At 70.7% G+C, this 26,031-nt stretch carries 16 protein-coding genes; 9 read left to right on the top strand and 7 right to left on the bottom strand.

The genetic code is table 11. The annotated features are described in order from the left end of the window. Window positions 1-343: 343 nt before the first annotated feature. Genes H6A23_RS02980 through H6A23_RS02965 form a run of 4 tightly spaced genes read right to left on the bottom strand, consistent with a single transcriptional unit; the run spans window position 344 to window position 6,989 of the window. Complete coding sequence (locus H6A23_RS02980) at window positions 344-2,035, bottom strand: glycoside hydrolase family 13 protein (protein WP_204830717.1); 1,692 nt, start codon at window positions 2,033-2,035, stop codon at window positions 344-346. Window positions 2,036-2,082: 47 nt separating this feature from the next. Beyond that, window positions 2,083-4,347: a glycogen/starch/alpha-glucan phosphorylase gene (locus H6A23_RS02975; protein ID WP_204830716.1), complete on the bottom strand. Its 2,265-nt coding sequence runs from the start codon at window positions 4,345-4,347 to the stop codon at window positions 2,083-2,085. A gap of 58 nt (window positions 4,348-4,405) precedes the next feature. Next, window positions 4,406-5,941, bottom strand: a complete 1,536-nt coding sequence (gene malQ, locus H6A23_RS02970; RefSeq protein ID WP_204830715.1) for a 4-alpha-glucanotransferase — start codon at window positions 5,939-5,941, stop codon at window positions 4,406-4,408. A 43-nt stretch (window positions 5,942-5,984) separates the two neighbouring features. Next, the gene (locus tag H6A23_RS02965; RefSeq protein ID WP_204830714.1) at window positions 5,985-6,989 is read right to left on the bottom strand and encodes a LacI family DNA-binding transcriptional regulator; all 1,005 of its coding nucleotides are present in this window, start codon (window positions 6,987-6,989) and stop codon (window positions 5,985-5,987) included. Window positions 6,990-7,588: 599 nt separating this feature from the next. Between H6A23_RS02965 and H6A23_RS02960 the strand changes: the two genes are divergently transcribed. Next, window positions 7,589-9,160, top strand: a complete 1,572-nt coding sequence (locus tag H6A23_RS02960) for a UDP-glucose--hexose-1-phosphate uridylyltransferase (RefSeq protein ID WP_204830713.1) — start codon at window positions 7,589-7,591, stop codon at window positions 9,158-9,160. Between the two features lie 46 nt (window positions 9,161-9,206). Next, complete coding sequence (locus tag H6A23_RS02955) at window positions 9,207-10,454, top strand: galactokinase (protein ID WP_204830712.1); 1,248 nt, start codon at window positions 9,207-9,209, stop codon at window positions 10,452-10,454. A gap of 66 nt (window positions 10,455-10,520) precedes the next feature. On the opposite strand, the gene H6A23_RS02950 is transcribed toward H6A23_RS02955, so the two are convergent. Together H6A23_RS02950 and H6A23_RS02945 are read right to left on the bottom strand one after the other, a co-directional pair. After that, entirely contained in the window at window positions 10,521-11,162 is a 642-nt protein-coding gene (locus H6A23_RS02950) for a metallophosphoesterase family protein (RefSeq protein ID WP_204830711.1), read from the bottom strand. A gap of 10 nt (window positions 11,163-11,172) precedes the next feature. Next, window positions 11,173-13,134 carry a BMP family ABC transporter substrate-binding protein gene (locus H6A23_RS02945; protein ID WP_204830710.1) on the bottom strand — a complete coding sequence of 654 codons (1,962 nt, stop codon included), beginning with the start codon at window positions 13,132-13,134 and terminating at the stop codon, window positions 11,173-11,175. Window positions 13,135-13,336: 202 nt separating this feature from the next. Here H6A23_RS02945 and H6A23_RS02940 point away from each other — a divergent pair, with 202 nt between their 5' ends. The 4 genes from H6A23_RS02940 (at window position 13,337) to H6A23_RS02925 (ending at window position 20,928) form a co-directional block, all read left to right on the top strand. Continuing rightward, window positions 13,337-14,284, top strand: coding sequence for a CPBP family intramembrane glutamic endopeptidase (locus tag H6A23_RS02940; protein WP_204830709.1), 948 nt, complete (start codon window positions 13,337-13,339; stop codon window positions 14,282-14,284). 212 nt (window positions 14,285-14,496) lie between these two features. Further along, window positions 14,497-19,149: a glutamate synthase large subunit gene (gene gltB / locus H6A23_RS02935; RefSeq protein WP_204830708.1), complete on the top strand. Its 4,653-nt coding sequence runs from the start codon at window positions 14,497-14,499 to the stop codon at window positions 19,147-19,149. A gap of 1 nt (window position 19,150) precedes the next feature. Beyond that, window positions 19,151-20,620, top strand: a complete 1,470-nt coding sequence (locus H6A23_RS02930) for a glutamate synthase subunit beta (RefSeq protein WP_204830707.1) — start codon at window positions 19,151-19,153, stop codon at window positions 20,618-20,620. A gap of 2 nt (window positions 20,621-20,622) precedes the next feature. After that, window positions 20,623-20,928: a hypothetical protein gene (locus H6A23_RS02925; protein WP_204830706.1), complete on the top strand. Its 306-nt coding sequence runs from the start codon at window positions 20,623-20,625 to the stop codon at window positions 20,926-20,928. A gap of 359 nt (window positions 20,929-21,287) precedes the next feature. Here the strand turns inward: H6A23_RS02925 and H6A23_RS02920 are convergent, their stop codons facing one another. Then, window positions 21,288-21,806, bottom strand: coding sequence for a DUF308 domain-containing protein (locus tag H6A23_RS02920; protein ID WP_204830705.1), 519 nt, complete (start codon window positions 21,804-21,806; stop codon window positions 21,288-21,290). Between the two features lie 129 nt (window positions 21,807-21,935). Between H6A23_RS02920 and H6A23_RS02915 the strand changes: the two genes are divergently transcribed. From H6A23_RS02915 to H6A23_RS02905, 3 genes are all read left to right on the top strand, one after another. After that, a complete protein-coding gene (locus H6A23_RS02915) occupies window positions 21,936-22,868 on the top strand; it encodes a hypothetical protein (protein ID WP_204830704.1) in 933 nt (310 codons plus the stop codon). A 195-nt stretch (window positions 22,869-23,063) separates the two neighbouring features. After that, entirely contained in the window at window positions 23,064-24,206 is a 1,143-nt protein-coding gene (locus H6A23_RS02910) for an extracellular solute-binding protein (protein ID WP_204830703.1), read from the top strand. A gap of 115 nt (window positions 24,207-24,321) precedes the next feature. After that, the gene (locus tag H6A23_RS02905; protein WP_204830702.1) at window positions 24,322-26,031 is read left to right on the top strand and encodes an ABC transporter permease; all 1,710 of its coding nucleotides are present in this window, start codon (window positions 24,322-24,324) and stop codon (window positions 26,029-26,031) included.

Here is a 26,031-nt window from a genome sequence, read left to right as displayed (position 1 = left end):
CAATGTCCCTCCGGGCATCAAGGATGCCACCCAGTCGCATGAAGAACGTGGCGAGAAAGACCTGCGTGCGGCCCGTATGGCCTTGCGGGGCCGACCCAGCATCAAGGATGCCACCCAGTCGCGGGGAGTTTCCCGCAGGGGAGGCCTTCGCGGCGACGCGAGGGCTGTCATATACCCAATGGCGGGCCTTTCGTGGCAGGGGCCTCGTGGCGGGGGTCTTTCGTGGTGGAGCATGTCTCGTGGCGGCACGCCTCGGCCTGGCGGCGCGCACGGGAAGGCCGGGCCCCGGCGCCCTTCTCGGCAAGGGCGTCCGGGGCCCGGCAGGGGGCTTGCGGGAGAGGCGCTACCGCGCGACCCAGGCGGTGGCGTCGGTGGGCAGGCCGCCGTCCGCGAGCGGGGCGCTGGCGAGAAGGACCTCGCCTGCGGGCAGCGCCACGGCGGAGGCGCCGAAGTTGGTCACGCTCGTGAGCACCCGGCCGTCGGCCATGGGGCGCTCGTAGGCGATGACCTGGTTGTCATAGCCGTCGGCCCAGGTGAGCGAGGTGTCGCCGGTGGCCGTGAGCAGCTCGGCGCGCGCGGCGAGCGCGCGGCGGTAGAACTTGAGCATGGAGTCCTTCTCGGTCTCCTCCACGTCCACGGCGTGCTGCGCGAACCACGCGGGCTGGGGCAGGTGCGCCGGCGCGTGGTCCACCGGCGCGGAGAAGCCGAAGTCGCCCGACTCGTCGACGGCCCTCCACGGCAGCGGCACGCGGCAGCCGTCGCGGCCCTTGATGGCGTCGCCGTGGCTCGTCATGGCCGCCTCGGGGTCCTCAAGCGCGCCCCAGGGGATGTCGGCCACCTCAAAGAGCCCCAGCTCCTCGCCCTGGTAGAGGTAGACCGAGCCGGGAAGGCCCAGCTCCATGAGAAGCGCGGCGCGGGCGCGGCGGGTGCCGAGGTCGCGGTCCTCGTAGTAGGTCTTGCCGTCGCGGAGCAGCCAGTCGTTCACGAGCTGGTGGTGCACCGCGGAGCGGACCTGCGGCAGGCCGTAGCGCGTGGGGTGGCGCGGCATGTCGTGGTTGGAGAGGACCCACGTGGTGGTGGAGCCGGACTGCTCGGCCGCCGCGAGGCCCTTCTCGATGGCGCGGCGGAACTCGTCGGCAAACCACCCGGCGTTGGAGAGCTGGAAGTTGAAGACCTGCCCCAGCTCCTCGGGGGAGGCGTACATCCACTGGTGCTCGGGGACGACCCACGCCTCGGCCACGGCAAAGCGGGCGGGCTCGTACTCGTTGAAGACCTGGCGCCACTCGCGGTAGATCTCGTGGACCTCGGGGCGGTCCCAGAGCGGGTTCTCGTCGCCGGGCTCGCCCTGGTCGGGGTCGTCCGGCCAGTCGGCGAGCGGACGGCTGTCGAGGTCCTTGGCCAGCGCGTGCGCCACGTCGACGCGGAAGCCGTCCGCCCCGCGGTCGCTCCAGAAGCGCAGCGTCCGCTTGAAGTCCTCGTGGACGTCGGCGTTCTTCCAGTTGAGGTCGGCCTGCTCCACGGCAAAGAGGTGCAGGTACCACTCGCCGTCGCCCACGGGCTCCCAGGCGGGGCCGCCGAAGGTGGACCTCCAGCCGTTGGGGGGCAGCTCGCCGTGCTCGCCGCGGCCGGGGCGGAAGACGTAGCGGTCGCGCTCGGGCGAGCCGGGGCCGGCGGCGAGCGCCTCCTTGAACCAGGGGTGCTCGGTCGAGGTGTGGTTGGGCACGATGTCCACGATCACCTTGATGCCCGCGGCGTGGGCCGCGGCGGCCATCGCGTCGAAGTCCTCGAGCGTCCCCAGGCGCGGGTCAACGTTGCGGTAGTCGGCCACGTCGTAGCCGCCGTCGGCGAGCGGGGAGGGGTAGAACGGGGAGAGCCAGATGGCGTTGATTCCCAGGGCGCGCAGGTAGTCCATGTGGGCGGTGACGCCCTGGATGTCGCCGAGGCCGTCGCCGTTGGCGTCATAGAAGCTCCGGGGGTACACCTGGTACACCACGGCCTGCTTCCACCACTCCTCGCTCCCGTTGATGACGGTCATCTCCATGCTCCTTTCCTGACAAGGGTGACAGGGTCGTTTGTCATGATTCATGCGAGGTGCCAGATGTCGCGGTCGTACTCGCGGATGGTGCGGTCGGACGAGAAGAACCCGGACTTGGCCACGTTCACGAGGGCCCTCTCGCCCCAGGCGGCGCGGTCCTCGTAGTCGGCGAGGCAGCGCTCCTTGACGCCCACGTAGTCGCGCGCGTCGAGCAGGGCCATGAAGTAGTCCTTGGCGACGAAGTCCCGGTAGACGCGGGTGAGGCATCCCGCGTCGCCGCGGGCGAGCAGCTCCGGGGAGCAGATGAAGTCAAGCACCTCGGCAAGCTCGCCGTCCGCCTGCCAGAGGTCCCAGGGCCGGTAGTCGCCGCGCGCGTAGAGGCCGATCACGTCCTCGGAGGAGCGCCCGAAGAGGTAGATGTTCTCGCGTCCCACGAGCTCCGCGATTTCCACGTTGGCGCCGTCGAGGGTGCCCAGCGTGAGCGCGCCGTTGGCCATGAACTTCATGTTGGAGGTGCCGCTCGCCTCCTTGGACGCGAGTGAGATTTGCTCGGACACGTCGGCCGCGGGGATGAGGTGCTCGGCGGCCGTGACGTTGTAGTTCTCCACGAAGACGAGCGAGAGCCACGGCGCGACCTCGGGGTCGTCCGCGATGAGGCGTGCGAGCGCCAGCAGGAGCGCGATCGTGTCCTTGGCGAGCGTGTAGGCCGGCGCCGCCTTGGCGCCGAAGACCATCGTGACCGGGCGGGCGGGGACGTTCCCGCGCTTGATCTGGAGGTACTTCCAGATGGCGTAGAGGGCGTTCATCTGCTGGCGCTTGTACTGGTGCATGCGCTTGACCTGGATGTCGAGGACCGAGTGCGGGTCCACCTGGATGCCCTGCTCGGCGGAGAGCCACGCGGCCAGGCGCCTCTTGTTGGCCACCTTGACGTCGAGGAGGCTCCGCACGAAGGCGGCGTCATCGCGCAGGGCGAGAAGGTCCTCGAGCCGGGCGGCGTCGCGCTTCCAGGCGTCGCCGATGGCGTCGGTCACGAGCGCGGCCAGCGCCGGGTTGCAGCCCATGAGCCAGCGGCGGAACGTGATGCCGTTCGTCTTGTTGGAGAACTTCTCGGGGTAGAGCTCGGCGAAGGGGCGCATCTCGGACTCCACGAGAATCTGCGTGTGGAGCGCCGCCACCCCGTTCACCGCGTGGCTGAAGTGCACGTCCATGCTGGCCATGTGGACGACGTCGCCGTCGTCGATCACGGCCAGGCGACGGTCGTCCGTGCGGGTGCGCGCGAGCGCGTCCAGCTGGCGGATCACGGGCACGATGCCGGGCGCCACCTGCTCGAGGTAGTGCAGGGGCCAGGTCTCGAGCGCCTCGGCGAGGATGGTGTGGTTGGTGTAGCCGCAGGTGCGCTCCACGATGGCGGCCGCGTCCGCGAAGGCGATGCCGCGCTCCATGAGCAGGCGCACCATCTCGGGGATGACCATCGAGGGGTGGGTGTCGTTGATGTGGATCGCCACATGGGCGTCGAGCTCCTCGGGCGAAAACCCGCGCTCGGAGAGCTCGGCCAGGATGAGCTGCGCGCCGGCGGACACCATGAAGTACTGCTGGTAGACGCGCAGGAGCCGGCCCGCCTCGTCGGAGTCGTCCGGGTAGAGGAAGCTCGTGAGGCCGTGGCGCACGTCGCCCTTGTCGAAGGCGATGCCGTGCTCGGGGGCGGGCGCCGGCTCGCTCACGTCGAAGAGGTGCAGGCGGTTGACCACGCCGTTCTCGTAGCCGGGGACCTCGATGTCGTACATCTGCGCGGCGAGGGGTCCAAAGCCGAAGGGCACCTCGAAGCTGCGCCCGGTGTCGATCAGCCAGGACTCGGGCTCGATCCAGGGGTTGGGCTCCTCGCGCTGGACGCCGGCGGCGAGGTCCTGGCGGAAGAGGCCGTAGTGGTAGTTGAGGCCCACGCCGTCGCCGGGGAGCCCGAGCGAGGCGATGGAGTCGAGGAAGCACGCGGCGAGCCTGCCCAGGCCGCCGTTGCCGAGCGAGGGCTCCGGCTCGCAGTCCTCCACGGCGGCGAGCGTGGTGCCGTGCGCCGCGAGGATCCGCTCCACCTCGTCCACCAGGCCGAGGTTCACGAGGTTGGCGCGCAGGAGCCGCCCCACCAAAAACTCGGCGGAGAAGTAGTAGAGCTTGCGGTCTCCCGCCGCCGGCCGCATGCCCGTCTCCAGGTCGCGCACCAGGCGCAGCAGGGCGCAGAAGATCTGCGCGTTCGTTGCCTCATCGAGCGTGGTGCCCAGCTCGGCGAGCGTCTGGTCCAGGTTCTTCTCGATGTCCATCGTGGTCCTCCTCGTTCTTCTTGGGCGTGCAAAAGTGACCGGCACCTCTGCGCGGTCGTCACCAGATTCCGCCGGCCCCACGCATGCACTCGTCGGGGACGACCTTGATGGGCGGCAGGCGGCGGTAGAGCTCCATCTGCCGGTGCACGCGCTGGGCGAGCTCCCGGCTCGCGAACCCCGGGCGCGCCCGCCAGACCCAGTTGCCGCCGAGGGTGGAGGGGGTGTTGATCCGCGCCTCGCTGCCGAGGCCCAGCAGGTCCTGCATCTGCACCACGGCGGTGTCCGCGGCGCTCGCCCAGATGGCGCGCATCATGCCCCAGCCCTCGCCCTCGGCTGGGTCGAGGTGCAGGTACTCGCGGGCGAGGGCCACGTCGCCGGCCGGCGCCGTCTCAAGCCAGCCGAGCGCGGTGTCGTTGTCGTGCGTGCCCACGTAGGCGATGCAGTTGGTGGGGTAGGCGAAGGGCAGGTACGTGGCGCCCGAGCCGTCGCGCGTGTCGAAGGCGAACTCGAGGACCTTCATCCCGGGGAAGCCCGACTCCTCGAGCAGGCGGTGCACCGAGGGGGTGAGGTAGCCGAGGTCCTCCGCCACGATGTCGCAGCGCCCGAGCCGCTGCTCCAGCGCTCGGAAGAGGTCGATCCCCGGGCCGTTTCTCCAGCGCCCGCCCGCCGCCGTCGTGGCGCCCGCGGGGATGGCGAAGTAGGAGTCGAACCCGCGGAAGTGGTCGATGCGCAGGATGTCGTAGAGCCTGAGCTGGAAGGCGATGCGGCGGCACCACCAGTCGTAGCCGTCCGCCCTCATGCGGTCCCAGGCAAAGAGCGGGTTGCCCCAGAGCTGGCCGATGTCGGAGAAGCCGTCGGGCGGCACGCCGGCGGTCTCGGTGGGCCTGAGGTCGGCGTCGAGCTGGAACTGCTCGGGGCGGCTCCAGACGTCCGCGCTGTCCTCGGCCACGTAGAAGGGGAGGTCGCCCATGATGCGCACGCCCGCGGCGCGCGCGTAGTCGTGCAGCCGCCCCCACTGCTCGAAGAACAGGCACTGGACGCCCTGCCAGAACGCGACGTCCTCGGCGAGCTCCTCGCGCGCCCGGGCGAGCGCGTCTGTGCGGCGCAGGCGCAGGGGGTCCGCCCAGGTGGACCAGGGGGCGCCGTGGTGGCGGTCCTTGAGGGCCATGAAGAGGGCGTAGTCGTCGAGCCAGGCGGCCTCGCGCTCGCAGAAGCGGGCGAGCGCCTCCGGCTGCGCGTCGCGCAGGCGCCGCACCGCGCGGCGCAGCACGTCGAAGCGGCCGCGGTAGAGGGCGCCGTAGTCCACGCGCTCCGGGTCGCGCCCCCAGTCCGCGCCCGCGTACTCGTTGCGCTCGAGCAGGCCCTCGGCGGCGAGGTCGTCGAGGTCGATGAGGTAGGGGTTGCCGGCGTAGGTCGAGAAGGACTGGTAGGGCGAGTCCCCGTAGCTCGTGGGCACGATGGGCAGCACCTGCCAGATTGACACGCCGGCGCGCGCCAGGAAGTCGACGAAGGCCCGCGCCTCGCCGCCCATGGTGCCCACCCCCCAGGGGGAGGGGAGCGACGTGATGGGCATGAGGATGCCCGAGGTTCTCATGCGTCCTCCTTTCTCGGCGGGACGGTCCCGCCGGCCGCTGCGCTCAGAGGGAGCGGACGCTCTCTCGCTCGACGAGCTCGAAGTCCACGAGCTCGTGGGTTGCCGGGGAGCCGTCGCGCATGGCGCCCAGCAGGAGGCGCGCGGCGCGCTCGGCGAGGCGCTCGGCGTCCTGGCGGATCGTCGTGATGCGCGGGACGGCGTACTGGGAGAAGGCGGTGTCGTCAAAGCCCACGAGCGAGACGTCCTCGGGGACGCCGAGCCCCTGGTCCACGATGGCGCGCAGCGCGCCGAAGGCGACGACGTCGCCGAGGGCGAAGACGGCGGTGAGGTCCCCCGCGCGGGCGAGGAGCCGGCGCGTGGCCTCGTAGCCGGCCCGCTCGATGAAGTCGCAGGGCTCGTAGTCGCGCTCGTAGTCGAGCTCGATGCCGTGCGCGCGCAGGGCATCGTCGGCGCCGCGCAGGCGCAGCTCGCCGATCTGGCCGCCAAGGCGGTTGCCGCCGACGATCCCGATGCGCCGGTGCCCGCGCTCGAGCAGGTGCCCCACGGCCCGGCGCGCGGCCGCCTCGTTGTCGATGGTGACGCTCGAGAGGTTGGCGAAGCCAAGGCCCTCGGCGCTCGCCGTCACAAGGACGCTCGGCGTCTCCACCTCGTGAAACGAGGCGCGGAAGCTCTCGAGCTCGCCGCCGAGGAAGACCATCCCCTTGGGGTGGCGCGCGTGCTGGTAGTCGATGGCGGCCCTGACCTCGTTGACCTCGCCCGTGAGGTAGGTGACGACGATCTCCTCCTCCTCGCGGGCGAGGGCCGCCTGCAGGGGCCCGAGGATGTCGTCGAACATGCGGTTGCCGACGCCCATCACAAAGACCGCCACGGGCGTCTGGGAGCGCATCTTGAGGTAGCGCGCGTTGGAGTTGGGCTCGTAGCCGCACTCGGCCATCACGGCCAGGATGCGCTTGCGGGCGCGGTCGCTCACGTTGGGCTGTCCGTTGATGACGCGCGAGACCGTGCCGACGCCGTAGCCCGAGCGCCCCGCGATGTCCCTGATGTCCATGGCTCACCTGCCTTCGCCCCGACGCCTTGTGCCCGGAGCCGATTGGAAACGTTTCCAAACCATTCTAGCAGGAAGGGAAGAGGAGGGAGCGGATGGGTTGGAAACGTTTCCAATCGGCTTGAGCGCAACTATAGCGCACCTTGCGCCGCCGGGGGAGAAGAACCGGAGATTTCCGCTCGCGGGCGGATTTGCGCCGCTCGCCGTTCTTCTCGCCCCGTGGCCCTTCTCGCCTGTTGGGCCGTCGGCCGAGGGAGGCGTCGCCGGAGCCCCGCACGGCCCGTGCGCGGGGCCCCGGCGACGCTTTGGCGAGAAGGACCGTCGCGAGCCCCCCGCACGTCCGGCCCGCGGGGGACTCGCGACGCCCCGCGGCCGCGCCCCGGGCCCGAGCATGCCCCTGCGCACGGAAAGCGCTGGCGGGCGAGAGGAGCCGTGCGCCCGGGCATGCTCGGCCGGCCCCTTGTGACCCCGCCGGGGCGTGCCGCCCGCTGCGCCGCTCACGGGAGTGGGTCCCGCCAGGCCCCAACTGCGGTATCGTTCCCAAAGGTCTGTTTTTGAACGCGGGGTTCGGGGGGAGCCCACGGAGAAGGGAGCCCAGGAATATGGACAACTACCAGGCAGGCGCCGTCGAGAGGGGCGTGGCCGAGCTCGTCGCCTACGCCCTCGGCCGGGGCCTCATCGGGCAGGACGACGTCACCTATGCCGCCAACCTCATGCTCGACGCGCTCTCCTACGAGCCCGAGGGCTCGTACGTCCCGCGCGAGGCCGTGGAGGCCGTCGCGGCGTCCGGGGAGCTGCCGCCGCTCGAGGAGATCCTCGCGGGCCTGCTCGACGACGCCGTGGCCCGCGGCGTCTGCGACGCCGGCATCGCGAGCCGCGACCTTCTGGACACGCGCCTCATGGGCTGCGTGACCCCGCGCCCGAGCGAGGTCACCCGCACGTTCCGCGAGCGCTACGAGGAGTCCCCCAAGAGCGCGACCGACTACTTCTACCAGCTCGCGCTCGACTCCGACTACATCCGCTCCTATCGCATCGCGCGCGACCGCAAGTGGGTCACCTCCACGCGCTACGGCGACCTCGACATCACGATCAACCTCTCCAAGCCCGAGAAGGACCCCAAGGCCATCGCCGCCGCGCTCACCAAGAAGAGCGACCACGAGCCCTACCCGCGCTGCCAGCTCTGCCCCGAGAACCTCGGCTACGCCGGCAGGCTCGACCACCCCGCGCGCGAGACCATCCGCCTCATCCCGCTCACGCTGGCGGGCGAGCCGTGGTACCTGCAGTACAGCCCCTACGTCTACTACAACGAGCACTGCATCGTGCTCTCCGAGAAGCACGTGCCCATGCAGATCAGCCGCGCCACGTTCCAGCGCCTGCTCGAGTTCGTGACGATGTTCCCGCACTACACCGTGGGCTCCAACGCGGACCTGCCCATCGTGGGCGGCTCCATCCTCACCCACGAGCACTACCAGGGCGGCTGCTACGAGTTCGCCATGGCGCGCGCGGGCCTGCGCGAGGAGGTGGGCTTCCCGGGCTTCGAGGACGTGCGCGCGGGCATCGTGGACTGGCCGATGTCGGTCATCCGCCTGGACGCCGACGACCCGGAGCGCCTCGTGGAGCTGGCCGACCGGATCCTCACCGCCTGGCGCGGCTACTCGGACGCCTCCGTGGGCGTGCTCGCCGAGACCGACGGCACCCCGCACAACACCATCACGCCCATCGCGCGCCGGCGCGGCGAGGGCTTCGAGCTCGACCTCGTGCTGCGCAACAACCGCACGACGGAGGAGTACCCGCTCGGCATCTTCCACCCGCACCAGGAGCTGCACCACATCAAGAAGGAGAACATCGGCCTCATCGAGGTCATGGGCCTCGCGGTGCTGCCGGCGCGCCTGCTCGGCGAGATGGACCGCCTGAAGCAGGTCATCCTGGCGGGGGAGGACCCGGCCGCGGTGCCGGAGGTCGCGAGCCACGCGGCGTGGGCGGCCGAGGTCCTGGCGCGGCACCCCGAGTACGCGCCGGAGAACGTCTCCGGGGCCGACCCGGCGCCGCTCGACGGCATCATCGAGGAGGAGATCGGCCAGGTCTTCGCGCAGGTGCTCGAGCACTGCGCGGTCTTCGCCGACGACGATCAGGGCAGGGCGGCGCTCGCGCGCTTCGTCGCGGGCGTGCGCTAGGTGGAAAGGCGCCTGTCACTTTTCCACGCATGAGAGGAGATCACCCATGGGCATTCCCACGACCGACGCACTGACCAAGGTCTACGGCGAGGACGCGCCGCGCGCCGCCGAGCGCCTCTCGGCGCTGGCTGCGCGCTTCGATGAGGCCTTCGGCGCCGGCGACCCCGAGTTCTTCACCGCCTCCGGGCGCACGGAGATCATCGGCAACCACACGGACCACAACGGCGGCAAGATCCTCGCCGCCTCCATCACGATGGACAGCATCGGCGCCGCGCAGCGCACGGACGACGGCATCGTCACCATCTGGAGCGAGGGCTACCCCGAGGCCATCGTCGTGGACACGGCCGCGATCGACCAGATCCCCCACGGCGGCGGCTCCACCACGCTCGTCGCCGGCATGCTCGAGGCCACGGCCAAGCGCGGCTTCAAGATCGGCGGCTTCAACGCCGTGTGCTCCTCCGAGGTCATCCCGTCGGCCGGCGTGAGCTCCTCGGCCTCCTTCGAGATGCTCGTCTGCGAGATGGTCAACCACCTCTACAACGACGACGCCATCGAGCGCGCCGACTACGCCCGCATTGGACAGTACGCCGAGAACGTCTGGTGGGACAAGGCCTCGGGCCTCATGGACCAGATGGCCTGCGCCGTGGGCGGCACGATCCTTCTGGACTTCTCGGACGGCGTCAAGTACGAGAGGGTCGACTTCGGCTTTGACGAGCTGGGCTGCGACCTCGTGATCGTGAACACCGGCAAGGGCCACGCGGACCTCTCCGAGGAGTACTCCTCCGTCCCCAACGAGATGCATGCCGTGGCGGCCGAGCTCGGCGTCAAGAACCTCTGCGACACGACCGAGGACGCGGTGCTGGCACGCCTCGCGGAGCTGCGCGAGAAGTGCGGCGACCGCGCGGTGCTGCGCGCCCTGCACTACTTCGAGGAGGTGGGTCGCGTCGAGGCCGCCGAGGCGGCCATCAACGCCGGCGACAAGGCCCACGTGCTCGACCTCATCACCGCCTCCGGGCGCAGCTCCTGGGAGTGGCTGCAAAACGCCGTGGTCCCCGGCATGCCCGCCGAGGAGCCCATCCCGATGGCGCTTGCCCTCACCGAGCTCTACCTGCGCAAGATCGGCGCGGGCGTATGCCGCCTGCACGGCGGCGGATTTGCCGGCGTGATCATGTGCGTGCTGCCCAAGGCCGAGACCGCGGGCTACGTCGACTATATGGCCGGCTACTTCGGGCGCGAGAACGTCTACCTCACCAACATCCGCCAGACGGGCGCCGCCTGCCTCGGCAGGGCGTAGGGCGGCATCGCTCTTCTCGCCAGCGCGTCCTTAGGGGGCGGCGCGGTCTCGGCCGCGCCGCCCCCATCACACGCCCTCGGGGCGGAAGAGGCCGCCGCGCTGGGGGATGTCGCCGTCGGGGATCTCGATGACGTGCGATCCGAAGGCGTTCACGATCGTGGTGCCGCACGCGTGCTCGCGCACGCGCGCGATGCGGCCGTACGTGAGGTGCACGTGGCCGTGAACCAGGTAGCGCGGGCGCGTGCGCTCGAGGAGCCGGTTGAAGGCCTCGAAGCCGCGGTGGGGGAGGTCGTCGAGGTCGCCGTACCCGCGCGCGGGCGCGTGCGTCACGATCAGGTCCACGCCGCCGGTCGCCTGGGCGAGCAGCGTCAGGCGGGCCGCCTGGCGGCCCATCTCGGCCTCGGTGAAGCCGTGGACCTGGTCGTTGTAGCGGATGGACCCGCCGATCCCCATGATGCGCAGGCCGCGGAAGTCGCGGATGTGGCCGTCGATGGAGACGCAGCCCTCGGGGGCGTGCCGGTCGTAGGCGGTGTCGTGGTTGCCCTGCACGTAGAGCAGCGGCACGTTGGCGAGGGTCACGATGTGCTCGAGGTACACCGCGGGCAGGTCGCCGCAGGAGATGATGAGGTCCACGCCGGAGACGCGCTCGGCGTCCCAGTGGTCGTAGAGCCAGCCCTCCTCCTCGTCGGCTATGCAGAGGATCCTCACGCCCCGCCCCCTAGCGACTCGTGTCCTTGAGCAGGACAGTCGAGGGGTCCACCGGGATGACGCCGGCGGCCTCGACCTCCACGAGGCCGTCGCGGTCGAGCTCGCGCTGCTCGGGCAGGCGGCCCACCACGTTCTCGTTCAGCCAGCGCATGCGCACGATCTGCTCGCTCGTGAGCCGGCCCGCCTCCGGGCCCTGCACCACGTCGCCGCCCTGGGCGCGCAGCTCGCCCGTGAACGGGTGCACGCGGCCGGAGAGCACGGACTGGCGCAGCACGTCCACGAGCATGCGCTGGCCGCGCGGAAGCTCGTCCGCGAGCCGCACGTCGAGCACGCCGGCCGACATGCCCCACCAGTAGTTGAGCGACTGCCCCTGGATCTTCTCGCCCTCCTTCTTCCAGGTGTCGTTCCTGATGGAGCGGACGAGCAGCTCGTAGTAGCGGCCCCACATCCAGACGGGCTCGGCGAGGTGGGTCTCGGCGCCATTGTCCTCCACGCGGTAGAGGCCCCAGGACTCCTTGGGCGCGAGCGGGTTGGCGTAGTCGCGCCCGGAGATGATGTGGACGCCCTCCTCCTTGAGCTCGCGGCGCCAGTCGTAGTCCTTGGCCGAGAACCACTTGAGGTACACGGTGACGTAGGGGTCCACCATGGCGGCGCCGATGGCGAAGGCGTTGATCTCGGCGACGGTGGAGAAGACCGGGGACTCGGCCACGTAGCCCACCTTGTGGTGGCCCGCGAGGCTCGCCGCGAGCGCGCCGAGCAGGAACTTGGCCTCGTACATGCGGCCGTAGAAGCCGCGCACCGCGCTGTGCGAGAGGCTCACGGAGCAGTTGAGGTAGGCCGGGCCCGGGTGCTCCGCCGCGGCGCGCAGGGTCTGGCGCATCTGCGCGGCGGCGCAGGTGACCACGAGGTCCGCGCCCTGCGCCACGGCGTCGTCAACGGCCTGGTCGAACGCGGCGTCCGAGCTGCGGTCGGTGTAGGCGGAGGTGGACACGCTCGAGCCGAGGGCCTCCTCGAGCTTCTTGCGGCCGCGGTCGTGGATGGAGATCCAGCCCGAGGAGAGGGGGTTGCGGTCGTAGATGAAGGCCACGCGGAAGGGCCTGGCGGACACGGCCTTCTTGGCGAGGTTCTTGAGCTTGGGCAGGGGCGCCGTGCGCTCCGCGCTCGGGTCCTCGAGGTAGGCGCGCGCGCCCGTGCCCTGCGTGACCACGAACTCGCCCCAGATCTTCTCAACCTGGGCGTCCACCTCGCGCGGGGAGAGGCCGCGCACGTGCTCGAAGCCGAAGATGCTGATGTACTGCGCGAGGGCGTCCCCCACCTGCAGGTCGAGCCCGTCGCCGCCGTGGGCGCGGAAGGCCGCCGAGAAGCTGTCGAAGAGCGCGCGCAGGTCGCGGACCACGTCGTCGGGCCAGGGCTCGTGGAGGTCGCGGCCCAGGAGGGCCGCGAGGCGCGCGTAGAAGCCCTCCTCGGAGGAGGTGATGCCGTAGATGGGGCACACGCGGTAGAAGCGCGTGAACTCGTGGTAGATGCGCAGGCCCTTCTCGTCCGCGGGCATGGGCGTCACGCGCGTGATGTTTGCCAGGATCGTGGGCATGCCCAGGTAGCGCGAGACGGAGACGCGCTTGTTGCCCTCCTGCACGTAGAAGCGCTGGAGGTACTCGAAGACCACGATCGGGTCGCGCAGGCCCTCGGCGCGCTGGGAGTCGATGAGGTCGCTCCACTTCATCGCGAACTCGGACTCCGGCTCGGCGATGGGCAGAAAGCCGCTCGAGAACATGTTCTGGCGGCCGCGCGTCTTGGTGCCGGCGATGAGCGAGAGGTCTATCTCCGTGAGGCCGATGGGAACCTCGCCCTGGTAGCCCTGGTTCTTGAGGATGTCGTCCAGCGCGGGCGGGTACGGGTAGTGGCCGTCCGAGACGTCGCGCTCGACCTGCTTGAGACCGAGCTTGCGAGCCTTAGCGTAGTCCTCGAGCATGGGACCGCCTTTCGTTGGCGTGGAATCGATTCCCCTCGTCCATGGTAGCGCGGCCGCCCGCCGCCGTGGCCCGCGTTGGGAATGTCAACAGTTTCCCCTGACAGTTTCCCCGGGGGCGATCATGACAGTTTCCCCGGAGGCGATTGTCAGGATAGACTGGGCCTGGGGCCCAGGAGGGGCATCGGATGCCGGAGGTGCGGGGATGGAGCGGGTGCGCAAGGGAAGGCTCGGCAGGTCGGTCGCGCTGTTCGTGGTGGGGCTCGCGCTGCTTGATGTGGTCCCGGGCGTGGCGGGCCTTCCGTTCTACCTCGACGAGGCGCTGAGGCGCGCCGTCGCCGCGGCCGCGGTGGCCGGCCTCGTGGCGCTGCTCGGCGGCGCGCGCTCCCTCGCGCCCCGGGCGGCGGGACTACGCACGGCGCTGCGCGAGGGCGCCTATCCCCTGGGGCTCGCCGCGGGCCTGTGTGCCCTCGAGCTCGCGTCCCTTCTCGCCTCCGTCCGCGCGGGCGAGGCGGCGCCCTCCGCCGCGTGGGCGACGGACCTTCTCGGCATGGCACTCCTCTGCGTTGGCGTGGGCGCCTTCGAGGAGCTGCTCTTCCGCTCGCTTCTGCTGGGCGGCATGCTCTCGCGCTTTGGCGACACGCGCCGCGGCGTCCTCGGCTCGGCGCTCGCCTCCTCGGTGGTCTTTGGGCTCGCGCACGTGAGCTACGCCATCGGGACCGCGGACGCCCTGGCGATCGCGCAGATGGCGCTCAAGACCGCGCAGGTCACCTGCTTCTCGCTGCTGCTCTCCGGCATCTTCGTGCGGACGCGCGGCGTGTGGGGCGCCGCGCTCGTGCACGGGCTCTCTGACTTCCTGCTCATGGCGCCCCTCGCGCTCGTGGGAGGCGGGGAGGACCTGCTCGGCTCCTACGTGGCCGTGGGCGAGGGCCCCGCCGCGGCGCTTCTCGGCGCGGTGATGGTCGCCCTCTACGTCGTCGCCGTCCTGCTCTACGCGCCGGCGGCGGTGAGGGGCTGGCGCCTGCTCGCCGCGGCGGACGTCCCCGAGCCGGGGCCGCTCGCCTGCGCGTGGGAGCCGCGCGACGTCCGTCCGCCCGCGGGCCGCGGCCCCGGGGACGGCCGGCCGGTGCCGCCCGCGGGGCTCGGCCGCTAGGCCGCGCCCCCTCCGAGCCCGCGCGGGCAGGTGCGCGACGTCCGCCCGCCCGCGTGAGCGGCCCAGATTTCCCGCCCGTTTCCGGCTCGCAACGCGCAGATGGCGGCCGGGAAACGCGCGCGTGGCGAGCGCGTAGCGAGTTGGTCTCGGTTTTCTCGCCTCACGCCCGCGCGTCATAGACTCCCCTTGAAAACCCGAGCGAGGGGAGTCACATGAGCGAGAAGAACCTCACGGAGCGCCGCCCGCGCGGCCTCTACCGGCCCGAGTACGAGCATGACGCCTGCGGCATCGGCGCCATCGCGCACCTGCACGGCAAGCGCAGCCACCAGACGCTCGACGACGCGCTCTCGGTGCTCGTGAACCTGGAGCACCGCGGCGGCAAGGGCCTCGAGAAGAACACCGGCGACGGCGCGGGCGTGCTCTTCCAGGTGCCGCACCGCTTCTTCCGCAAGGAGGCGCAGAAGGAGGGCCAGCTCCTGCCCGACGAGGGCGACTACGGCGTGGCCATGCTCTTCCTCCCGCACGACGACGCGGCGGGCGTGACGGCGGCGCGCCAGGTCTTCGAGCGGGGCTGCGCGGAGTGCGGCGTGCCGCTCATGTTCTGGCGCGAGGTCCCGGTGGACCCGCACGACCTCGGCTCCACGGCGCGCGCCTGCATGCCCACCATCTACCAGGCGTTCCTGCGCCGCCCGGAGGACGTGGCCCGGGGGCTCGACTTCGAGCGCCGGCTCTACGTCTGCCGCCGCACCATCGAGCGCGCCGCGGACGCCACGCCGGCCCTCGCCGGCAAGATCTTCTACGTCTGCAGCATGTCCAGCCGCACGATCGTCTACAAGGGCATGCTCGTGGCCACGCAGATGCGTCGCTTCTACCTGGACCTCAACGACGCCGCGGTGGAGACGGCGCTGGCCCTTGTGCACTCGCGCTACTCCACCAACACCACGCCCTCCTGGGAGCGCGCCCACCCCAACCGCTACCTCATCCACAACGGCGAGATCAACACCCTGCGCGGCAACGTGAGCTGGATCCGCGCGCGCGAGCCGAGCCTCTACTCGCCGGTTCTGGGCGCGGACCTGGAGCGCGTGCTGCCGATCATCAACCGCGAGGGCTCGGACTCCGCGATCCTGGACAACGTGCTCGAGTTCCTCGTCATGAACGGGCGGCCCCTCGACCGCGCGGTCTCGCTCATGATGCCGGAGCCGTGGGACAAGAACCCCGCGCTCAGCGAGAAGCGCCGCGCCTACGACGCCTACCAGTCCATGCTCATGGAGCCCTGGGACGGCCCCGCCGCAATCGTCTTCACCGACGGGCGCACGCTGGGCGCCGCGCTCGACCGAAACGGCCTGCGCCCTGCGCGCTACTACGTGACGCGCGACGACCGGCTGATCCTGGCCTCCGAGGTGGGCACCATCGACGTGGAGCCCGCCAACATCCTGCGGACGGGATGCCTCGGCCCCGGCGAGATGCTCGAGGTCGACCCCGTGGCCGGCCGTGTCGTGGGCAACGACGAGATCCGCGACCGCCTGGCGGGCGAGAAGCCCTATCGCGACTGGCTCGACGAGGAGACGATCGACGTCGCCGACCTGCCCGCGCCCGACCTGACAAAGGTGTCAGGGTCAACTGTCAGGTCCATGACAGACGACCCTGACACCCCTGTCAGGACCGACGAGCCGCTCGCCGCGCGCCTCGCCGCCTACGGCTGGCACTACGACGACGTGGACGAGGTCGTGCGCCCGATGGCCGAGAAGGGCTCGGTGCCGCTGGCCTCGATGGGCGTGGACGCGCCGCTCGCGTGCCTCTCCACCAAGACTCGCTCGTTCTTCGACTACTTCAACCAGCTCTTCGCCCAGGTGACCAACCCGCCGATCGACGCCCTGCGCGAGAGCCTCGTCACGAGCACGGTGCTCTACCTCGGCAACCACGGCAACCTCCTCGAGGACTGCCGCGACTCCTGCCGCCTCGTGCGCCTGTCCGGCCCCATGCTCTCCCGCGCCGACTTCGAGCGCATCCGCGCGATCGACCGCGCGGGCTTCCGCACGGAGACGGTGCGCGCGGTCTACCTGTCGGACGGCGGCGAGGGCGCCCTCGAGCGCGCCCTCGACGAGCTGGCCCGCGCGGCCGAGCAGGACGTGCGCTCCGGGGCCAACGTCATCGTGATCTCCGACCGCGCGGGCGCCGGCGAGACGCCGATCCCGTCTCTTCTGGCCCTCGGCTGCGTGCACAACCACCTCATTCGCTGCGGCCTGCGCACCCGCGCCGACCTCGTGGTCGAGACCGGCGACGCCCTCTGCGCCCACGACTTCGCGTGCCTGGTGGGCTACTCGGCGAGCGGCATCTACCCCTACCTGGCGCACGACTGCATCGAGGACCTCTGCGCGCGCGGCGAGCTCGCCCTCGCGCCGGAGGAGGCCTGCGCCGCCTACGACCGCGCTGTCACGGCGGGCATCGTCTCGATCATGTCCAAGATGGGCATCTCCACGATGCAGGGCTACCACTCCGCGCAGATCTTCGAGATCCTGGGCCTCTCCGAGGAGCTGGTGGAGAGGTACTTCACGTTCACGGCCACCCGCGTGGGCGGCCTCACGGTGGCCGACCTCCAGCGCGAGCTGGACGCCCGCGCCGCCGCGGCGCGCGCCCAGGCGGCCTCGCCCGCGCCCGACCAGCTCCCTACGCTCGGCCTCACCAAGTGGCGCCCGGGCGGCGAGGAGCACCTCATCGACCCGAAGGCCATCTACCTCCTGCAGCGCGCCTGCCGCGAGGGCGACTACGGCCTCTTCAAGGAGTTCTCCGCGTGGGTCCATCGCCCCGGGCGCGCCGTCACCCTGCGCGACCTCATGGGCTTTGCGCCGGCCGGCGCCCCGGTGCCGCTCGACGAGGTGGAGCCCGCGAGCGAGATCGTGCGCCGCTTCAACACCGGCGCGATGAGCTACGGCTCGATCTCCCGCGAGCAGCACGAGTGCCTGGCCATCGCGATGAACCGCCTGCACGGCCGCTCCAACACTGGCGAGGGCGGCGAGGACCCGGCGCGCGAGACGGCGCTCCCGAACGGCGACTCCGCGTGCTCGGCGATCAAGCAGGTGGCCTCGGGCCGCTTCGGCGTGACGAGCCGCTACCTCTCGAGCGCGATCGAGATCCAGATCAAGATGGCCCAGGGCGCCAAGCCCGGCGAGGGCGGCCACCTGCCCGGCCGCAAGGTCTACCCGTGGATCGCCGAGGTGCGCCAGTCCACGCCGGGCGTCGGGCTCATCTCGCCGCCGCCGCACCACGACATCTACTCGATCGAGGACCTCGCCGAGCTGATCTTTGACCTCAAGAACGCCAACCCCGGCGCGCGCATCTCGGTCAAGCTCTGCGCGCTGGCCGGCGTGGGCACCATCGCCACGGGCGTCGCCAAGGGCGGGGCCGACAAGATCCTCGTCTCCGGCCACAACGGCGGCACCGGCGCCGCCCCGCGCGACTCGATCTACCACGCGGGCATCCCGTTCGAGATCGGCCTCGCGGAGACCCAGCAGACGCTCCTCAGAAACGGCCTACGCTCCCGTGTGGTGCTCGAGACCGACGGCAAGCTCATGAGCGGGCGCGACGTGGCCATGGCGGCGCTTCTGGGCGCCGAGGAGTTCGGCTTCGCCACGATGCCGCTCATCGCCTGCGGCTGCCTCATGCAGCGCGACTGCCAGCGCGATACCTGCCCGGCGGGCGTCGCCACGCAGGACTGCCGCCTGCGCGCCCGCTTTGCGGGCCGGCCCGAGCACGTGGTGAACTACCTGACCTTCGTGGCCGAGGAGCTGCGCGAGGTCATGGCCGAGCTGGGCTTCCGCACGGTGGACGAGATGGTGGGCCGCGCCGACTGCCTGCGTCAGGTGCCGGTGGCGGGCGAGGCCAACTGGAAGGCCAACCGCCTGGACCTCTCCGACCTTCTCGCCCCGGGGTCCTGCGAGTACGGGCGGCAGATCCCCGGCGCGGACGCGCCGCGCTTCCTGCCCGAGATGGGCCCGGACCTGGAGCTCGGCCGCACGCTCGACGCGACGCTCTTCGTGCCCTACACGGCCGAGGCCCGCGCGCACCTCACGCCGGTGCGCTTCCGGGCGGACATCGACAACGTCAACCGGTGCGTGGGCACGCTTCTGGGCAGCCACGTCACGCGGGCGCACCCGGAGGGCCTGCCGGAGGGCTCGATCACGGTGGACTGCGAGGGGTCGGCCGGCCAGAGCTTCGGCGCGTTTCTGCCGGCGGGCGTCACGCTGAACGTCTCCGGCGACGCCAACGACTACTTCGGCAAGGGGCTCTCGGGCGGCGTGCTGTCCGTGCGGCCGGCCGACGGCGCCACCTACAAGTTCGACGAGAACGTCATCGTGGGCAACGTGGCCCTCTACGGCGCCACGGGCGGGCGCGCCTTCGTGAACGGCCTCGCCGGCCAGCGCTTCTGCGTGCGCAACTCCGGCGCCACGGTGGTGGTGGAGGGCGTGGGCAACCACGGCTGCGAGTACATGACGGGCGGGTGCGTGGTGGTGCTTGGCGAGGTCGGCGCCAACTTCGCGGCCGGCATGTCGGGAGGCGTGGCCTACGTCTACGACCGCTTTGGCACGCTCGCGCGGCGCTGCAACCGCGAGCTCGTGAACCTGGAGGAGCCGGACGAGAAGGACCTCGCGCTCGTGCGCTCGCTCGTGGAGGAGCACGTGCGCCGCACGGCGAGCCCGCGCGGCATCAAGCTGCTCTACCAGTTCGACGAGGCGTCCGCGCACTTCGTGAAGGTGATCCCGCGCGACTACGAGCGGGTCCTCGGCCTGGTGGCCGAGGCCGAGGCCGCGGGCGCCACCCGCGAGGCCGCGCTCGAGCGCGCATTTGACGTCATGAGGGAGGGCTAGCATGGGAAGGCCTGGTGCGTATCTGACGGTTGGGCGCGAGACCGAGCCGCTGCGGCCGGTCGCCGAGCGGGTGCTCGACTACGACGAGCTCCACGGCGAGCTGGACGAGGTGCGCCGCCGAGCGCAGGCGAGCCGCTGCATGATGTGCGGCGTGGCGTTTTGCCAGGCGGGCGTCGGCTTTGGCGGGGCGCGCCCGAGCGGCTGCCCGCTCCACAACCTCATCCCCGAGTGGAACGACCTCGTCTACCGGGGCCTCTGGCGCGAGGCCGCCGAGCGCCTCGCGCTCACTTCGCCGCTGCCTGAGTTCACGAGCCGCGTGTGCCCGGCGCTCTGCGAGGCGGCCTGCAACCTGGGGTGCCACGGCGAGCCCGAGACCATCCACGACAACGAGCGCGCGATCTCGGACTGGGAGTGGGCGCACGGCGGCCCCCGGCGCTTCTCGCCCGCCGCGCAGGGCGCGCCGCGCGTGGCCGTGGTGGGCTCCGGCCCCGCCGGGCTGGCGGCGGCCTGGGAGCTCGCCCGGCGCGGGGCGCGCGTGACGGTCGTGGAGCGCGCCGACCGCGCGGGGGGACTGCTCACGTACGGCATCCCCAACATGAAGCTCGAGAAGCGGGTGGTCGCCCGGCGCGTCGCGCTCATGGAGGAGCTGGGCGTGGAGTTTCGCCTCAACACGGACGCGGCCGAGAAGGACGTGGTCTCGGCGCTCCTCGCGGAGTCCGACGCCGTGGTCGTGGCCGCCGGCGCGCGCGTGCCGCGCGGGCTCTCGGCGACGGGCTTCGAGGCCGGGCTCGCCTCCGGCGGCGTTGCCTGGGCCGTCGACTACCTCGAGGCCTCCACGCGCTCGCTGCTCGACGGCGGCGAGCCCGCGCCGAGCGCGGCCGGGCTCGACGTCGTGGTGATAGGCGGCGGCGACACGGGCAACGACTGCCTCGGCACCGCCGTGCGCCAGGGGGCCCGCAGCGTGACCCAGATCGAGTTCCTGCCGCGCCCCGCCGAGCCGGGGCCGGACGCCACGCGCTGGCCCGAGTGGCCCGCCACCCTCAAGACCGACTACGGCCAGGCCGAGGCCATCGAGCTCATGGGCGGCGAGATGCGCGCCTGGGGCGTCGACACGCTCGAGGTCCTGCTCGGCGCGGACGGCGCGGTGCGCGGCCTTTGCGTGGCCGACCTTGACTGGTCGGCCGGCCGGCCCGAGCGCGTGGCGGGCAGCGAGCGCGAGCTCGCCGCCCAGCTCGTGCTCGTGGCGTGCGGCTTCGTGGGCCCGGAGCGCGGCCTGCTGGACGCGCTCGGCGTGGGCGTTGGCGAGCGGGGGCTGCCCGTCGTCGAGGGCGGTGCGCACCGCGCCGCGGCGGCGGGCCCCACGCCCGTCTTTCTCGCCGGCGACGTGCGGAGCGGCTCCTCGCTCGTGGTGAGCGCCATCGCGGACGCGGTGGCGTGCGCGGCAGAGGTCGCCTCCGAGCTGGGGCTCTAGCCATGGACGGACCGGTCGGCATCATGCTCGTCCGCGGGTCGGCCACGGTGGTGACGGGCCCTGCGGCCTCCGCCCCGGGCCCTGCGGGCGATGCGGCCCGCGGCTCGGGGCCCGCGGCCGAGCGCGGCCCCGAGCCGGCGCACGAGCCCCTCGTCTGGCTCGAGGACGGGGAGGAGCGGCCCTTCACCCCGCCTCCCGAGCACCGGCGCCCCTGGCTCGAGGAGTCGGCGGCGTGGGGAGAGCCCGGGCGTGAGGCGCCGCCCGCAAACCAGGGCCCCAAGCCGCCCGACACCCTCATCTGGCTCTAGGGGCGTGCCCGCGGCGCCCAAAGGCGGCATCCAAAGACGGCGCCCCTCGCGCTTGCGCGAGGGGCGCCGTGACGACCGATTCGTGTCCGTGCCATCTGGCGGCCTGAAGGTACTTCTCGCCACGCCGCGCGCCGGCGTGCCCGCACAGAGCCGCCCTCAGTCGTCCGTCCCCGGGCGGCCCGCATAGAGGTTGAACCATTTCTGCGAGGCCGCTTATCTGGGCACTCGCGACCTGTGGTTCTTCTCGCCAAAGGTCTTATCTGGGTCATTTTGGTTAGAAGTTTGTGCCCAGATAACATTTGGGGGGAAGGGCGTCGGCGACAAGAACGTCGGCGAGAAGGGCGTCGGCGATAAGTGCGCTACAGCTTGAAGGCGGCGACGAGCTCGGTGACGCCGTTGAAGACGAGGCCCACGCCGGCGACCGCAAGCGCGAGGTCCACGAGCGCGAAGGGTGCCACCACCACGAGCACGCCGAAGACGATCGTGAGGAGGGCCATGAGCGTGCCCGCGCCCGCGAACGGCGCCCCCACGACAGTCAGGGCACGCGCCTCCATGAGGTCGCCGAAGCCGGAGAACAGGATGAACACGCCTGCGACCACGATGACCCAGTTGACGAAGACGGCAGGCATCGAGGCGAGGGCCGCGCCAAGGACGAGCTCGATGAGGCCGATCGTGAGGTCGAGCCCGCCGGACGCCTCGCGCCGGCGGACGTAGCCAAGGACCGTGGCCACGCCCACGACGGCAAGGACCACGCCGATGGCGCTCGTCATGAACAGGGCCACGCCCGTTGGGTTGAGCAGGACGACGATGCCGCACAGAAGCGACGCCACGCCCATGAGACCGGTCGTCGTTCGCGCGCGCTGGAACATGTTGTGCATGGGTAAGCCTTTCTCTCGCTGCCTTTGTTCTACCCGCTTTTCAGGCTCGTCAACGGTCGGGCCTGCGCGGCCGCGCGGCGGCAGCGTTGCGCTACCCTAGGGGAAACGCAACGCATCGAAGGGGGTCCCATGCCCGCGGTCATCACGCATCACATCTTCGGCGAGGACGTCGCGGGCACGCTGCCGCCCGGCATGCTCGAGGGCGAGGAGGAGCTGCTCGCCTTCCTGCTCGCTAACCAGGGCCCCGACCCGCTCTTCGCCCGTCGCCTGGCGCTGCCCGGTCGCTCCGCCGCCTGCCGCGAGCTGGGCCATCGCATCCAGGGCGGGAGCGTGACGCGCGCTTTCATGGCCGTGCGCGAGGGGGTGAGCCGGCTGCCCGTCTCGGACGAGCGGATCGGCCGGACCTTCGCGCTCGGGCTTCTCGGCCACTACGCGCTTGACCGCGCGGCCCATCCCTTCGTGATCGCGCAGCAGCGCGCCCTCGCCGAGGCGGACCCCGAGCTCGCGCCCTGCGCGCGGGAGGTCCACGCCGTCATCGAGTCGGACATCGACGCCTGGATCTTGTGGGAGAAGCGCCGCGCCACCGTGCTCGAGCGGCCGGCGGCGGGCAACCTCATGCGCACCGCGCGCGTCGAGCGCGTGGGCGGCGCGCTCGTCTCGCAGGTGGCGCTCGCGGTCTTTGGGACCGTGATCGGCGCCGGCGAGTACGGCCTCGCCGTGCGCGACTACGAGCTCACGCTGCGCCTCGTTGACCCGGCCGGCTCGCCGCGGACGCGCCTTCTGGGCGCGCTCGAGCGCCTCGCGCGCGGCCGCTCGCTCGCCGAGGCCGTTGCCCACTACGTGCGCACGACCGACGAGTGCCCTGCCGCCAACCTCGCGTGCCGCGACTGGGAGAACCCCTTCACCGGCGAGGTTCGCAGCGCCTCCTTTGCCGACCTCTTTGACGAGGCGCGCCTCGCCTATCCCAAGCTCGCCGAGGCCTTCGTTCGCGGCGACGAGCCGCGCCTGCGCGAGCTCGTGGACGGCCTCAACTACGAGGGTCGCCCCGGCACCGACGACTAGGGCCGAGCGGGCCCCGTCGTGCCTCGGAGCGCCCCGCCGCCCCCCCTCGCTGCCTGCCGCTCGTTTCTTCTGCCGCCGCTCCGCCGGACCCATGCCGCTTACGGAAAGCTGACCGTAAGGAACCTGTCAGGAGTCTATAAAGAGGGGTGGGAATGGCCTCCGCGCCGCGGGGGCACACGGAAGGAAGGAACACTTATGTCTAGCCTCTCCCGCAGGAACTTCATCGCTGCCAGCGCCGCCACGCTCGCCGGCCTCGGCCTTGCCGCGTGCGGCGGTGACGGCGGCGAGCAGCCGGCCGCCGACGGCCAGGTTGCCGAGAACAGCGTCGGCGCCTCCGAGGACCTCATCAAGGCCGCCCAGGAGGAGGGCACCCTCGTCGTCTACGGCTCCTGCGAGGAGGACTACCTCGCCGCCGCCTGCGAGCACTTCGAGGAGGTCTTTGGCATCAAGGTCGAGCAGCAGCGCCTCTCCACGGGCGAGGTCCAGGCCAAGATCGAGGAGGAGAACGGCAACCCCTCCGGCGACGTCTGGTTCGGCGGCACCACCGACCCGTACAACGTCGTGACCGCCGAGGGCCTGCTCGAGCCCTACGCCGCTGCCAACGCGAGCCACATCACCGACCCCAAGTACCAGGACGCCGACGGCAACTGGTACGGCATCTACACCGGCCTTCTTGGCATCATGTACAACAAGGACGAGGTCGAGCGCCTAGGCGTCACCCCGCCGGCGGACTTTGCCGACCTCACCGACCCGCAGTACCAGGGCCTCATCTGGTCGTCCAACTACAACACGGCCGGCACCGCCAAGCTCATCGTCAACACGATGATCCAGAAGTACGGCCACGACGAGGGCATCCAGTACCTCGTTGACCTCGACAAGAACATCCAGGTCTACACCAAGTCCGGCTCCGGCCCGTCCAAGAACATCGGCACCGGCGAGTGCGTGATCGGCCTCGGGTTCCTCCACGACGGCATCTTCCAGATCGTGGACCAGGGCTACGAGAACATCGAGCTCGTCGTTCCGTCCTCCGGCACCTCCTGCGAGGTCGGCGCCACGGCCATCTTCAAGGGCTGCAAGCACCCCAACGCCGCCAAGCTCTGGATCGAGTACGCCCTCTCGCCCGAGTGCGTCGAGCTTGCCGCGCAGAACGGCTCCTACCAGTTCCTCGTGATCGACAACGCCGAGCAGCCCGAGATTGCCACCGAGTTCGGCCTCGACCCGAACAACACCATGGACTACGACTTCGAGGACGCCAAGGCCAACACCGACACCTACGTCGCCGAGGTCATGGAGGCCCTGGGCGGCGGCGACGACCGCTTCGAGACCGAGGACGCGTAAGCTCCCAGGTTCTTCTCGCCCAACGTGAGCGACCTCACGTGAGCGAAGCGCGCCGGGCGGGTGCATCCATCCGCCCGGCGTTCGCACGTCCCGGAGTCAGCGAGGGAGAGTGACTATGGCAAGATCGCAGGGCGCCGAGCTCGACCGCAAGAAGCTCTTGGCAGACCCCATCATGGTGACCACCATCGTGGTGCTCATCGCGTTTCTGACGCTCTTTATCCTGTACCCGCTCGCGATCCTGCTCGTTGACAGCTTCATCACCGAGCAGGGCCCGAGCCTGTCCGTCTTCCAGCGCATCTTTGACATGCCGTCGTTCACCACGGCGATCACCAACACGCTCTCGGTGGGACTGCTCGTGAGCGTGGCGTCGGCGCTGGTGGGCCTGCTGTTCGCCTACGTCGAGGTCTACGTGAAGCTGCGCACGCGCTTCCTCTCGGGCCTCTTCAAGGTCGTCTCGATGCTGCCCGTGGTCTCGCCGCCGTTCGTGCTCTCCCTCTCGGTGATCATGCTCTTCGGCAAGGCCGGCATCATCACGCGCTATATGCTCGGCATCTACGACAACTCGGTCTACGGCTTCTGGGGCATCTTCGTGGTCCAGACGCTCACGTTCTTCCCCGTGTGCTACATGATGCTGCGCGGCCTGCTCAAGAACATCGACCCGTCGCTCGAGGAGGCGGCCCGCGACATGGGCGCCTCCCGCTGGAAGGTCTTCACGTCCGTCACGCTGCCGCTGGTGCTTCCGGGACTGGGCAACGCGTTTCTCGTCACCTTCATCGAGTCGATCGCCGACTTTGCCAACCCCATGATCATCGGCGGCTCCTACGACACGCTGGCCACTACGATCTACCTGCAGATCACGGGCGCCTACGACAAGGAGGGCGCGGCCGCGATGGCAGTCGTGCTCCTGTGCATCACGCTGCTCATGTTCATCGTGCAGAAGTACGTGCTCGAGGCCAAGAGCACGGCAACGCTCACCGGCAAGGCCTCCCGCGCCCGCATGCTCATCACCGACAAGTCCGTCACGCTGCCGCTCACCATCCTGTGCGGCGCCGTGGCGCTGTTCGTCGTGATCATGTACATCTGCGTGCCCTTTGGCGCCCTGTTCAAGACCTGGGGCTACGACTTCACGCTCACGCCCAAGTGGTTCATCCAGGTCTTCGAGCGCTACCACGGCCTCGAGGCGTTCCGCGACTCCTTCGTGCTCTCGCTCATAGCCGCGCCGCTCACGGCCCTGCTCTCGATGATCATCTCCTACCTCGTGGTCAAGCGGAACTTCCGCACCAAGGGCTTCATCGAGTTCGTCTCCATGCTCGCCATGGCCGTCCCCGGCACGGTGCTGGGCGTCGGCTTCATCCGCGGCTTCTCCGCGGGCGTCTTCCGCACCGGCTTTCTCCAGGGGCTCTACGGCTCGGCGGCCATCCTCGTGATCGTCTTCATCGTGCGCTCGCTGCCCACGGGCACGCGCTCGGGCATCTCGGCGCTGCGCCAGATCGACAAGTCCATCGAGGAGAGTGCCTACGACATGGGCGCGGATAGCCTCACGGTCTTCCGCACGGTCACCCTGCCGCTCATCAAGGACTCGTTCCTCTCGGGCCTCGTGACGGCGTTCGTCCGCTCGATCACGGCCATCTCCGCGATCATCCTGCTCGTGACGCCGCAGTTCTTCCTCATCACGGTGCAGATCAACGAGTTCGCCGAGAAGGGCTCCTACGGCATCGCCTGCGCGTTCGCCACGATTCTTATCGCCATCACCTACGGCTCGGTTCTGCTCATGAACCTCGCCATCAAGCACTTTGGCACCAGCAAGTACACCGAGGAGGCATAA

The sequence above is a fragment of the Olsenella uli genome, assembly GCF_016900775.1.
GTDB classification, from domain to species: domain Bacteria; phylum Actinomycetota; class Coriobacteriia; order Coriobacteriales; family Atopobiaceae; genus Thermophilibacter; species Thermophilibacter uli_A.
This window is presented reverse-complemented; position numbering and strand designations above follow the sequence as displayed.